The sequence below is a fragment of the Loigolactobacillus rennini DSM 20253 genome, assembly GCF_001436505.1.
Classification (GTDB): Bacteria; Bacillota; Bacilli; order Lactobacillales; family Lactobacillaceae; genus Loigolactobacillus; species Loigolactobacillus rennini.
Map to the genome: position 1 here is coordinate 1 of NZ_AYYI01000021.1, position 13,237 is coordinate 13,237.

The following is a 13,237-nucleotide window of genomic DNA, read 5'->3' on the forward strand; positions in this document are numbered from 1 at the left end:
CCTAGTACTTTTGGAATGGAAATACTTTCCAACACCAAAAATTCTAGACCCTAATTTATTTTCTAGTTGTTGTGTTGTCATATAACCATCAGTCAAACCAAATAAAACAATAATTTGTTGTGCACGTTGTTTCGGATCAGGAAAATAATCAAATTTTTTATGCTTCAATAGGCTTCTTTTAATTAAACTTTTTTCTTGTCCATTTGCTTGAATCCATACCCCCTTATTGCGTTTAGAAATTAATACATTCTGCCGTGCATTAATCCATGGCTTGATGTCACTTAAATCATATTTTATGGTTCGAACACTCACTTTAAAGTGTTGTGCTAATTGACTTGTGGTTAAGGGCCGATCATTGTCAAGCAGATGATTAACAATTTTTATTTGTCGTTTAGACAATTGCACTTTAAAACATTCCCTTTCAATCTGCTTTTAGTGAATTCGCTTACAGTCTTATTATATTAAGGCTTTATAGCAAAACCAATACACATTAATTGCACTTTAAAAAGTGCAATTAGCTGTTAATTATAATGGTTAAACAACTAGCACCAGTGAAATTTAACTTGTTATTTAGACAACCAAAATATTTGGGTGTATGCTATTTCTAAATAAGAAACGAACGGGTGAATAACTATGAAAAATCCTTCAACTAATCAACCGCTATATGGCGTAGTTTTATTAAAAGCAAAAACAATTATGGATTTTATTTCTCAAGCGCAATTTCCACCTACTTTAAGAGAAATCAGTGCGCATGTCAGTATTTCAAAACCTACGATATTAAAAATATTAAATACATTGGAATTTTGTGGTTTCGTTCGCCGTGAAGGAACAGAAAAACAATATTATCTGGGAACTATTTTTTTAGAATATGCGGATAAAGTATCCAAAACTTTCAGTATCAAAAAGTTAGCCCATCCTTATTTGGCGGAACTTCGTGATAGTACGCACGAGACGGTGAATTTAGGTGTCGTTGAACAAAACGCGATGACGTTACTTGAAAAATTAGAGAGTCCTAATAGCGTCAAATTAGTTTCACGCATTGGCGGAAAAATGCACATGTACTCCTCTGCAATGGGAAAAACAATCTTAGCTAATTATTCAGAAAAAAAATTAGCGGATTATTTAGATAATGTGTCACTACAAGCTTTAACCCCAAATACAATTACTAGTAAGCAAGACTTATACCGTAATCTCGAACAAGTAAAAAAGCAGGGCTACGCCGTCGAAAACGCTGAAAATCAACTAGACATCATTTGCGTTGGTTTTCCGTTAATTAAAAGCGATCGTGTTTATGGTGCTTTTAGTGTTAGCGCACCTAATTATCGTGTTGATCAAGCTAAATTACAAAATTTCATTACTAGTGGCCAAACCATCCAAGAAAAAATTCTTCAATTACTTTAATTAATTTTAAAAAAGCGGTTGCATTTTGATGGCAAGCGGGTATACTTATCTTATGAAAAAGAAATGTCATTTCTAAATAAGAAATAAAGGAGCTTTTAATATGACGCAATCCCCTGAAGAAATTAAAGCAAACGAAGAAGCACTAGATACTTTTAAAATGAACTTTTTCGATTTAACAGATAAAGTTGCCGTAATCACCGGTGGTAATACTGGTTTAGGACAAGGTTATGCAGTTGCTCTTGCCGAAGCTGGTGCAGATATTTTCATTCCAACATTCGGTAAAAATGAATGGGACGAAACCCGCCACCTAATTGAAAAGCGTGGTCGTAAAGTAGAATTCGATGACGTTGATCTCACTAAACCTGGCGTGCCAGAACAAGTAATCGATAAAGCAGTTAAAACTTTTGGCCATATTGATATTTTAATTAATAACGCTGGCATGATTAAGCGTAATCCCTTACTAGAGTCTAAAGATTCAGATTGGGACGCAGTTATTAATATTAATTTAAATGCGGTTTACCATATGTCAATGGCAGCCGCAAAGGTTTTCGCTAAACAAAAATCTGGTAAGATCATCAATATTGGTTCCATGCTTTCCTTCCAAGGCGGTAAATTTATTCCTTCCTACACTGCCTCGAAACACGGTGTTGCAGGTTTAACTAAATCCTTTGCTAGCGAATTAGGTGCTTATAATATTCAAGTTAATGCAATTGCACCTGGTTATATTAAAACTGCTAACACTGCTCCAATTCGAGCTGATAAAGCACGTAATAAAGAGATCCTTGATCGGATCCCAGCTGGCCATTGGGCAGAGCCCCATGAACTCATGGGAGTCGCTGTTTTCTTGGCTAGTCGAGCTTCTGACTATGTCAACGGCCATGTTTTAGCTGTTGACGGTGGCTATTTAGTTCGCTAATTCAACGAAGTCTAACAATCAATGGTAGACAAAGTAATGAAATAAAATCATTATTTTGCCTTATTATTTTGCACCATTTGTAAGCGTTAACGATTTTGATTTTTAGGATTGAAATCATTCTTAAAGGAGGGCTACTATGAGTGTCATAAATTATATATTGTCCCTAGGTGCCAGCGTCATGATGCCCATCATCTTTTTAATTTTTGGAATTATTTTAGGTATGGGAATCGGCAAGTCTCTAAAATCTGGACTATCTGTTGGCGTCGGTTTTGTCGGTTTAAGCGTCATTACTCAATTATTAACTGATAATATCGGGCCAGCGGTTAATGCAATGGTAAAAATTTATAAATTACATTTACACACACTAGATATTGGTTGGCCGGCAGCTTCCACCGTCGCTTTTGGAACCCAAGTAGGAGCGATCATTATTCCGTTAGGACTGATCGTGAACGTTATCATGTTGTTGACTAGAACCACCAAGACACTAAACATTGATTTATGGAACTATTGGCACTTTGCTTTCATTGGTTCTATTGTCTCTATTGCTACTAAAAGTTTTGGTTGGGGTGCATTTGCTGCAATTGTAACTTACATTGTGACGTTAATTGGTGCCGATCGTTCACAAAAAGCAGTTGAAAAATTCTATGGTAAAGATTTAACTGGTATTTCATTACCCCAAGCATTTTGTGTGACTTATATTCCCTTTGCAATTGCAATCAATTGGATAATCGAACATATTCCCGGGTTAAATAAAATTGATCTTGATGCTGATAAAATGAAAAAGCGCTTTGGCATTTTAGGAGATCCAATATTTCTGGGAGTTATTATCGGTATGATCATCGGATTCCTTGCTCACTATACAGTTGCTAAAACATTACAGTTAAGCATTATTTTAGCAGCAGTAATGGTTTTGATCCCACGTATTACGGCATTATTTATCGAGGGACTAAAACCAATTTCAGAGCGATCACAGAAACTCATTGCAAAACATTTGCCTGGCCGCTCCTTTAATATTGGCATGAGCCCAGCATTAGTAATAGGTCATCCGGTAACATTAGTCTGTTCGCTACTCTTGATTCCAACCATCCTATTCTTATCTGTAATTATTCCAGGCAATAAATTTCTACCATTAGCTTCATTGTCCGGACTAATCTATATCTTTCCTTTAGTACTACCTTATACAAAAGGCAACGTTGTTCGGACCTTTCTAGTCGGTCTAATTTCAATGATTGTTGGTGTTTTAAGTGCAACTGCTTTGGCTGGCATTTTTACAACAGCCGTAAAGCTTGTCCAAGCTTCATTAATCCCAGCAGCTACTACAAGTGTTGCTAGTGTTGATTTTGCTGCTAGTCCGTTAGCTTGGCTAGTCTATGAATTAACAACGAATTTGAATCTAATCGGGCCTAGCATTATCGGCGTTATGGTTATTGCATTAATGATTTTTAATCGGCGGCAGATTATCAAAGAAGAAAAGCTTGCCAAAGCAGCTGAATTAGCTCAAATACAGACTAAAGAAATACCACATGACTCCTTTCCAACCAATGTCTAATTAAATAGTAATAATTTACTTAGCTATAAAACCCAGAATAAAATCAAATTTTATTCTGGGTTTTACGATGATATTATTAAGTTGCAACATTAAAAATTGCTTGCCGAGGCAAATTGTCCAAATCTTTTAATTGACGTAGATAAATGTGATAATAACGGCTAGGAGTTTCAACGATAATTATTTTAATTTCTTCAAAATTACCGAGTGTGGCCAAATATTTCTTGAGCCCACCATAGCTAAAACTGCGCATTTTCATCCCTTCCTTAATAATTTTGCCAAATCATAGTGTTTTAGTCCCTTAAAAGTGTGTAAATCAAAGTAACCAATAAAGCTTCCTTGAAATAATAAACAAATTAAAGTTCCAATATTAACTGCGAAAATTTTCCCGCTTAAACAATACGTCACTACCATAATCAACATTGGCGGAATATAATGTGCCATTTGAGCGATTGTTGCATTCCCTTTAAAATAGCGATAACGTAAAATCTGCATAAAATCATCATTTGGATGCAAAACAATGTTAGCACGTTGATAAATTGAAGTCGCCAAAGCAACACATAAAATACCTCCAATATCAATTATGATTCTAAATATTAATGCAAGATTGTTAATGCCTAAATAAATAATCAACTGCGTAAATAATTGAATTAAATAACTAAACGGTGTAATGAATAACAGATTCCCTGCAAATCGAATCCAATCTAAACGATGAATCATGACAGCATTAGCTAACGCCACTAACACACCACAAAGAAATAAGGTTAAGCGCAAACTTAATGGCCAGAGATGATATAAGTTAACGGCTGAGGCTGTCCAAACTGCACTGCCAAGATTAGTTGCAATAGTTAGCGCGTGGCCGGTTGCATTAATAAGCAATGACAACCCCAAATAACACCAACGCTTTGTATAATCTTGTTTAAGAGTCGCACTAATATTTCCTTCACCACTCATTTAAATCAAAAGGAGCTATAACAAAAATACTACCTTTGTCACGGCTCCTTTTTGATCATTGTCCTGTAACTAATGACTGCCCCATCATGTAATCTGGGTTTGGTGCTAAATTAAAGCGGGTTGCTAAATTAGCCAAATCAGTATCTGTAATTTCGTGTAAGAAATGTCCGCCTTGAGCTTGAATAGTTGTATAAATTAACGCTGCTTTTTCAACTGTTTCGATCAATCCAAAGGTCTCATCCATTGAATCACCTGCAGCAAATACACCATGTTGCGGCCAAAGGACTAATCTGAATGTTTTCATTTTATTAGCTGTGGCCTCACCAATAGTTGTCGTGCCCGGTGTCATGTAGGGTAGGATTCCCAATCCTTCAGGAAAAACAACAATCGATTCAGCCTGCATTTTCCAAAGCAGACGGCTAAATACTTTTTCGTTCAATGGAACTGTAAAACTCATCGCAACCAAATTAGTTGGGTGACAATGCATGACTACCCGTTGATCTGAATCAACACGCAAACGCTTGATGTGCGTCATCAAATGTGCTGGAAATTCACTAGTTGGCTGCGCACCATCATTATACCCCCAATGAATATCAACGCTATGACCATCTTTAGCAATTTGAACTAAACCCACATCCCCTTCTGGATTGTCGTAAACATTTTTAAAGTAACGGCCAGTCCCGGTTACTAAAAAATATTGTCCGGCCAATTCAGTAGCATCAAAATCAATTGGAACATTGCGTAAAATCGCTGTTGTATCAGTGTATTGATTTACTTCATCCGGTTTTAGCCGGTAACTAACATTACCACCATTGCGCTCATCCCAACCATGTTGATATAGACCGCGCGTAATTTTACGCATTTCAGTGACATATGGCGAATTAATAAACTTTTCTTGAGCCAAATTTAATCTGCTCCTTTATAAAAAATAACTAGTCACGTTTAAACTGAACATCTTTTTCATATTGACGAATTTGATTTAACCAGTCCATCCCAACTGGCACACCATTATCTTGACAGAACTTATCCCAAACCGCAGTAAATGGATAAGATTTGAGTTCTTCAGTTTCAACTAAGCGCTGCGTAAAATCATATTTTGCTTCTGCTTGTTTCAAATCTTCAATCGGCGCTAACATTCCTTGTAATAAAGCCTTTTGTGTTGCGCGCGCACCAATAACCCATGCTGCAACACGATTAATGGTCGCATCAAAGAAATCCAACCCAATGTTTGTCTTTGCCAATTCATTGTCACGCACCAAAGAACGTGTAATTCGTGTCAATGCATCATCAAAAATAACGACGTGATCAGAATCCCAACGTACTGGCCGGGAAACGTGCAGCATTAAACCTTTACCAAACGGTAAAAATGCTGAAAACTTATCAGAGACATCTTCAGTTGGATGCCAGTGTCCAGCATCAATAGTCCATAATTTATTCCGCGAAATGGCATAATTGTTATAGAACAAATGAGATCCAACTGTGTAAGATTCAATTCCTGTACCAAATAATTTGCCTTCAAAAGCTTCAATGGTATTCTTTTCTGGATATGGTTTTTTAATGATCTCATCTAGAGATTTAATCAAACGCAACCTTGGCGTTGCTTTATCAATTGGGTTATCTTTATACCCATCTGGAATCCAGAAATTATTAACGGATTGCTGACCTAACGCTTCGCCAAAATAATTGGCAATCGCGCGGCTACGTTTACCATGTTCGATCCAAAAATCACGAATATCCTTTTCTGGACTTGCTAAAGTAAAGTTTTCTTTTACTTTTGGATGTGAGAAAAATGTACCATTCATATCAAGACCAATTTTTTCTTGTTTTGCCCAATCAACCCAATATTTAAAGTCTTCTGGTTCTAATTCATCTAAATCTTTTTTCTTATCTGTTACTGCATAAATCGCATGTAGCTGGACTTTATGATTCCCTGGAATTAATGAAAGTGCCTCATGCAAATCACTAGTCAATTCATCAGGTGTCCGGGCAATACCAGGATAATTACCACTAACGCCAATTCCGCCAGTCAGCTCTTGACCAGGGAATAAAAAGCCATGGATATCATCGCCCTGCCAGCAGTGTAAAGAGAGCTTGACCTTTTTAAGTGCTGCCATGACAGCATCAGTATCAACACCTAATTCTGCATAACGTTGTTTAGCAATTTTATAAGCTTCGTCGACTGATTGTTTTTGGACCATTATAACCTCTCCTTTTACTTCAAATGGAAAACTTCTTTGAGATCAGTTGTTACCGGACTATTGTCTACATTAGTATCCATTAAAGGTGCCATATACTTCCACCAGCGTTGACAGACATCTGTGTTTGCAATTTCATTATATTTAGTAACATTAGGAACTTCGAGATAGGCAAATAACTGGCCATTTGCTTCATTTAAGAAAATCGAATAATTTGCTGCACCATGGGCTTTTAATTCTTCTTTCATCTCTGGCCATAACTTTGCGTGACGTTTTTGATATTCAAAATAGGCATCTGGATGTAAATACATCACTTGTCCAATACGTACCACTAAAATCATCTCCTTAGTTTTCACAAAAGAAACGACATCCCAATCACAAAATCTTATTAATCATCCCCCTCACTACTTTCAGCTAGATAAGCTTGATATGCTTTAAGAGTTTTAGCGTAATGATTAGACTCAGGTTGATAAATTTTTAAATTAAATGATTTTGCAATTAACTGTCTGCCTGCTTCAATATTTGGCAATTGATTGGTTGTAATCATTTGAACCAGAATATTACCGATAGCTGTTGCTTCACTAGGTCCTGCTATTACTTGAACACCACTCAATGTACTTGTTAGTTGATTCATCAACGCAACATTACTACCACCACCAACAATATTTAATGTTTCAATAGGGTGCCCAAGAATCTGTGCTAATTTCTGTAATTCATTCGCATAAAATAAAGATAAATTGCTATAAATCGCCATCATAACCTCGCCTGGCGTCTGTGGAATTTTCTGCTGGTGTTCCCGGCAATAATCTTGTAATGCTTGTAACATGTTTTTAGGATTAATAAAGCGGTCATCATTAACATCAATAAACTGTTGAAACGGTGCTTCCTTTACAGCCAAATCAGCTAATTGCGCAAAACTATACTTATCGTGATATTCATGCTTAATGCATTGAGCCATCCATAATCCCATAATATTTTTCAAAAAACGATAAGTCCCATATGCACCCCATTCATTAGTGTAATTTTCTTTAAATGCTGCCAAGCCATTTTCGGGTGTATTTAGTTCTGCACCAAGTAAAGACCAAGTACCGGAACTTAAGAATGCCCAATTTTCACCCTTACCTGGTGTTCCGAGTACTGCTGATGCAGTATCATGAGTAGCGACAGTAATAACTTCAGTTTCGGGAATGTCATATTTTAAATGCCATTTATGACTGATATTTCCCAGTACAGTCCCGGATTCAACCAACCGCGGAAATTGATTTTGATAGACATTAACTTTATGCAACAAATCTTTATCAAATAAACCTTCACGTAGATTTAACATCTGTGTAGTCGAAGCGTTCGTTACCTCTGTAACAGCGTTTCCAGTTAAAACATAACCCAAATAATCTGGCATCATCATAATTCGATCTGTTTGAGCTAACTTCTCACGATCTTCGGTAAACAATTGATACAGTGTATTAAAGTTTTGAAATTGAATCCCAGTTTTTTCATAAATATACTCACGGGGTAACTCACTTGTTAAGACTTTGACGGCATTTTCTGTTCGCTTATCACGATAACTAACTGGGTCGCATAATTTCTGTCCATTATTACCCACTAAAACATAATCAACCGCCCAAGTATCAATGCCCAAGCGAACATCGCGAATGTGCATTCGCTTAATTTTTTCTAATCCTACCAAAATTTCTTTAACTAAATGATCGACATCCCAGCGATCATGACCATCTTCTGCCCTAAAACCATTTTTAAATCGATGGACTTCTTTTAATTTAAAATGCTGGTTTTCAATATTGGCCAACATCAAACGCCCACTAGATGCACCAATATCTACTGCAACATATGCTCTCATTCTGCTCATTCCTTAGCTTTCACTCATCATTTTCTATTTCTGAAAATTTATCATTATTAATCCTAACTATTTTTTCTGATTTTGGCGGCACGTAGCTGTTCTAAGGCATTATCATGGATATGATATTTTGGTATCATTCGAACAATAACAATTGAGAAAATGCCGTAGATGATGACACAGCCAAACAATACCCAGAGAAATAGTGCTGGTGAAATTGCCATTAACGTCGGTGTAATCAAAGCAAATGCAGCCGTTAGCGCACGAACAATTCCTAACGAAAACCCTGTCATGCTTGCTCGTGCATTAACAGGATAAAAAGATTGTGTCCAAACTTTATAAATTGGCTCACCAATCCAAATGTAACCAAACATGTAAACTACATAGCAAACAGAGAAAATAAACCAATAAGCAGCGCTTAAGCCAGCAATAAACATTGCAACAATTGCCATTGCTAAACCAGTAAACATGATATGGTAACGATATTTAGTGTCCGCCATTCGCATAAAGATTAAAGTCGCAACAAAGCCTAAAATATTTCCGATCATCGCAACAATAGTCGCTGTAGCAGCGGCTTGTTTATCAACAATCACTAAGAAATAGTTTAAAAACATGCCAAAGGAGTTAGCGGGTAAATTCCAAAATAGATAAAAAAGTGTCAGTAAAACAAGGGGTACAACAACGGCTTTTTGTTTTAGCAACTCACCCAACTTAGGCTTAGCTTCAGCAATTTCTTCCGTGCCTTCAGCTGTTTGAACCTCATCAGCTAAACCATTTTCAATTTTCTTAAACGATTTAGAGAAAATCCGAATTCCCCAATTAATAAATGCTAATGCAGCAATAATGCCAAATAAATATTTCACTGGCACGATATTAGGCATACTAGCAGTTAAAAAACCAATGAACTGAGATAAAATAATTCCTGCAGTCCAATATAATTGCGTCGATGCAATAGCTTTACCATAATTTTCCTTATCCATCCGTTCGGAAATAACTGCTAGAGATGTTGGTAAATCAGCACCAGATCCCCAACCTGCTAATGCTAAGCCAATAAAAAGAAGTGCAATATTTTCAGTGAACGCAATAAGTGCAGTGCCAACCGCAACTACCAAAATATCAAGGTTAAAGACAGTCACTCGACCAAATTTATCAGACAAAGCACCACCAGAAATGGCCCCAATTGCCACTGCTAGCGTTAAAGCAGTATTAATAGAACCAGAAATTAATGGCGAAAAAGCAAAATATTTAGTCCAAAGCGGTAGAGCAACCCCACAACTAACTAATATTGATGCGTCTAAGTATGAAGCTATTCCGGCAACTATGACTAATAAAACCTGCCCTCTAGTCATTTTAGGTGCAACTTTATTATTCATATTCTTCCTCCTACTTCTAAAATTATGCTCTAATGACTGCTAACTCACTGCTTAAAAACTATATTCAATAACCAATTTCTCAGTTAAATGACCATATAATTCTTTTAGCTGTCATCAATTGAATTAATGATTTATACTGCCCCAAATACGTTGCTTCAATTTTTTAATTAGAGCATTCTTTATCTATACAACAATACTTGCCAATAACTCTTTAACTTATCCCTCCCTAATTTGAATGGAAATCGAAAGCCCTAATTGAACAATGTAAATGCACTTGTAATTCATAACAATTTTGCTTAAACTTTAAGTGCTTCAACCTAGCTACCCTGTCTCTTACGCAAATCACTTATGGGCTTACTAGGTTGAACTTTTTTTACTAATTATCTAAGTACATCTACTTGTTCTATTAATAAGTACTTCCGTAATATTATTTAATTCCTCCTTATAAATGTTAGCGTTTACCTTTACTGCCATAAAACCATATTAGCCGCTTTCATAAACGGTTCGCAATAACATAAAAAGCGGGAAAAACTAACACATTTACAGGAGGTACTTTGTTATGAAGCAAGCAGTTGTTGATTTTCTTAGAAAGCCTACGTTGATTGAGCAACAGCAAAAAAACAGTGATATTTTTCACGATGACATTCCGATTTCTGCTATTAATCCAAATTTATCTACAGATCGGCATATACCAGTACTCAATAACTACTTTTTTCGCAATAAGGATATTTACATTAGCAAGCACAATCGTTATGCACCTTATCCAACCCATACACACCTATTTTTAGAAATGAACTACGTTTTATTCGGTCATGCAGATGAAATCGTTAATGGTAAACAAATACACCTGCAAGCAGGTGATTTATTATTACTCGATGTTGGTAGCAAACATTCAATTGGTTATTTAGGGGAAAATGATATTTTGATCAACTTACTTTTCCGCGACAAAAATATTAGTATTAATCTACTCAATGATCTTCGTCGTAGTAAAAGTGTTCTCTACGAATTTCTAATTAATCGTGTGACTAATAAAGACCACCAGTCAGAAGATAATTACCTTATTTTCCATAAACAAAAAAATAATGAAGTTCAAGTAACACTGGAAGCAATGATTGAAGAGTATTTTTCTCACCGTGAATTTTCAAATTCTATCATTAAAAATTATTTATCCATTTTACTCATACAACTAGTCCGCAATTATACGATTAAAGCTAAGCAAGCCTCGGCAACACAAAATTTAATGATTAAAATTTTGCGCGATGTCACACAAAATTATCGCGATATCACGTTAAGCAAAGTAGCAAGAAAATATAATTACAATAAAAACTACTTAAGTAATATTTTTAAAAAAGAAGTTGGAAAAACCTTTAGTGAGATTGTAACCCAGGAAAGATTGATTCAAGCCCATACATTAATCAATTCAACAACCATCCCGATCGCCGATATTATCGATCAGGTCGGCATTTCAAACAAAAATTTCTTTTATCGTAAATATAAAAACCAGTATCAAATCATGCCTGGAAAAGAACGACAACAAGCACTTAGGTAAGTAATACTGTAAATATGTTATTTTATAAAAAAACAATCAAATCATTTTTCATGAAGCCTTATGAAGCACAATGCTTGTGTAAATTGAAACATTACCAAATTTTCACCACCTTTACCGTTTAAGTGTTTAAAACATTGCATTCAAGCACTCTATGTGAAATAATCATCAATGAAAGCGTTTGAAATCAATTCTAAAGGAGTGGTGATTTATGTCCATTAAAGCAGCTGTTGTAGCGCAAAAAGGCGCCGCTTTTGAAATTAAAGATGATGTTGAACTAGCCCCCATGCAAGCTGATGATCTCCAGGTTCACATGGTAGCCAGTGGGGTTTGTCATTCGGATGAAGCCTTGCGCAAAGGTGATGCCACCATTGATTACCCAATCATTCTCGGTCATGAAGGAGCCGGTATTGTCGAAAAAGTTGGGTCCCACGTCCAGAATTTTAAACCCGGTGATCACGTCATTCTGTCCTTTTATGCTTGTGGCAATTGCCCTAACTGTCTCCAAGGCAAACCCACGCAATGTCTACATTACGCCGCCAATAACTTATCAGGCGTGCGGCCTGATGGCACGGCTCACTTTACCGAAAACGGGCAAAAAGTAGCCGATATGTTTGATCAGTCCGCGTTTACCACCACCACAGTGGTGCGGGAACGTAATGCAGTTAAAGTCCCGAAAGACTTGGACTTGCGTAAATTAGGTCCGTTAGGCTGCGGCTATGTCACGGGTAGCGGAACTGTACTCAACACGTTAAAACCCCGCCCAGGGGACACTATCGCGGTCTTTGGTACTGGTGCCGTCGGCTTGGCTGCGATGATGGCCGGTCGGATTGCCGGCTGCACCCGGGTAATCGCTGTCGATATCGTACCTGACCGCTTAAAATTAGCACAAGAATTAGGGGCGACTGACATTATCAACAGTAAAAATCAAGATCCAGTGGCCGCGATTCAAGCCTTAACCAACGGTCAAGGCGTTGATTACGCAGTCGATACCACTGGTGTCACTGCAGTCATGGAAAATTCGATCAAGGCATTAGCCCAAGGTGGAGTTTCAGCTTGCATCGCCGTTACACCACACCACATTGATGTCGATACTTGGAATGATCTGTGTGTTGGTGACAAAGCTGTCATCGGTGTCAACATGGGTGATTCCATTCCACAAATTGATATTCCACGTCTGATTGAATTCTACCGGCAAGGTCAATTTGACTTCGATAAAACAGAAAAATTCTATGATTTTGCGCAAATCAATCAAGCTAACGCTGATTCCTTAAGTGGCAAAACCATCAAACCTGTTCTAATCATTGATCCGGACTATCAACCTGGCGTTTAATTTAATCCATTCCCTACAAAAGGCTTGACTAACACTCATCATTCAACGATAAAGAATGAACTGAGCGCTAGCCAAGCCTTTTAATTGTCCAATTTTATTGACTAGCTTTCTTTAAAAAGCG

Annotated in this window: 13 protein-coding genes; 5 read left to right on the forward strand and 8 right to left on the reverse strand. The window is 36.8% G+C overall.

Annotated features, from left to right (window positions below; all coding sequences use genetic code 11):
* On the reverse strand, positions 1 to 405 hold a 405-nt coding region (locus FC24_RS03070; protein ID WP_157059072.1), incomplete at its 3' end, for an HTH domain-containing protein.
* Between the two features lie 228 nt (positions 406 to 633).
* Here FC24_RS03070 and FC24_RS03075 point away from each other — a divergent pair.
* The 3 genes from FC24_RS03075 to FC24_RS03085 all read left to right on the forward strand — a co-directional run bounded on the left by FC24_RS03075 (position 634) and on the right by FC24_RS03085 (position 3,866).
* Positions 634 to 1,401: an IclR family transcriptional regulator gene (locus FC24_RS03075; protein WP_057873408.1), complete on the forward strand. Its 768-nt coding sequence runs from the start codon at positions 634 to 636 to the stop codon at positions 1,399 to 1,401.
* Between the two features lie 100 nt (positions 1,402 to 1,501).
* Positions 1,502 to 2,317 carry a 2-dehydro-3-deoxy-D-gluconate 5-dehydrogenase KduD gene (gene kduD, locus FC24_RS03080; RefSeq protein WP_057873409.1) on the forward strand — a complete coding sequence of 272 codons (816 nt, stop codon included), beginning with the start codon at positions 1,502 to 1,504 and terminating at the stop codon, positions 2,315 to 2,317.
* 136 nt (positions 2,318 to 2,453) lie between these two features.
* The gene (locus tag FC24_RS03085; protein ID WP_057873410.1) at positions 2,454 to 3,866 is read left to right on the forward strand and encodes a PTS galactitol transporter subunit IIC; all 1,413 of its coding nucleotides are present in this window, start codon (positions 2,454 to 2,456) and stop codon (positions 3,864 to 3,866) included.
* A 76-nt stretch (positions 3,867 to 3,942) separates the two neighbouring features.
* Here FC24_RS03085 and FC24_RS11630 read toward each other — a convergent pair whose 3' ends face one another.
* The 7 genes from FC24_RS11630 to FC24_RS03115 form a co-directional block, all read right to left on the reverse strand.
* Positions 3,943 to 4,116, reverse strand: coding sequence for a hypothetical protein (locus FC24_RS11630; RefSeq protein WP_169790270.1), 174 nt, complete (start codon positions 4,114 to 4,116; stop codon positions 3,943 to 3,945).
* Between the two features lie 2 nt (positions 4,117 to 4,118).
* On the reverse strand, positions 4,119 to 4,817 hold the full coding sequence (locus FC24_RS03090; RefSeq protein ID WP_057873411.1) for a YczE/YyaS/YitT family protein: 699 nt from the start codon (positions 4,815 to 4,817) through the stop codon (positions 4,119 to 4,121).
* 55 nt (positions 4,818 to 4,872) lie between these two features.
* Positions 4,873 to 5,721, reverse strand: a complete 849-nt coding sequence (rhaD, locus tag FC24_RS03095; protein WP_057873412.1) for a rhamnulose-1-phosphate aldolase — start codon at positions 5,719 to 5,721, stop codon at positions 4,873 to 4,875.
* A 28-nt stretch (positions 5,722 to 5,749) separates the two neighbouring features.
* A complete protein-coding gene (locus FC24_RS03100) occupies positions 5,750 to 7,015 on the reverse strand; it encodes an L-rhamnose isomerase (RefSeq protein WP_057873413.1) in 1,266 nt (421 codons plus the stop codon).
* 14 nt (positions 7,016 to 7,029) lie between these two features.
* Positions 7,030 to 7,344 carry an L-rhamnose mutarotase gene (gene rhaM / locus FC24_RS03105; protein WP_057873414.1) on the reverse strand — a complete coding sequence of 105 codons (315 nt, stop codon included), beginning with the start codon at positions 7,342 to 7,344 and terminating at the stop codon, positions 7,030 to 7,032.
* A gap of 56 nt (positions 7,345 to 7,400) precedes the next feature.
* Positions 7,401 to 8,867 carry a rhamnulokinase gene (gene rhaB, locus FC24_RS03110; protein WP_057873415.1) on the reverse strand — a complete coding sequence of 489 codons (1,467 nt, stop codon included), beginning with the start codon at positions 8,865 to 8,867 and terminating at the stop codon, positions 7,401 to 7,403.
* Positions 8,868 to 8,929: 62 nt separating this feature from the next.
* Positions 8,930 to 10,237, reverse strand: a complete 1,308-nt coding sequence (locus FC24_RS03115; protein WP_057873416.1) for an MFS transporter — start codon at positions 10,235 to 10,237, stop codon at positions 8,930 to 8,932.
* A 559-nt stretch (positions 10,238 to 10,796) separates the two neighbouring features.
* Between FC24_RS03115 and FC24_RS03120 the strand changes: the two genes are divergently transcribed.
* Both FC24_RS03120 and FC24_RS03125 read left to right on the forward strand, forming a co-directional pair.
* On the forward strand, positions 10,797 to 11,786 hold the full coding sequence (locus FC24_RS03120; protein ID WP_057873417.1) for an AraC family transcriptional regulator: 990 nt from the start codon (positions 10,797 to 10,799) through the stop codon (positions 11,784 to 11,786).
* Positions 11,787 to 11,994: 208 nt separating this feature from the next.
* Positions 11,995 to 13,116 (forward strand): NAD(P)-dependent alcohol dehydrogenase, encoded by a 1,122-nt coding sequence (locus FC24_RS03125; protein WP_057873418.1) that lies wholly within the window; start codon positions 11,995 to 11,997, stop codon positions 13,114 to 13,116.
* The last annotated feature ends 121 nt before the right edge of the window (positions 13,117 to 13,237 follow it).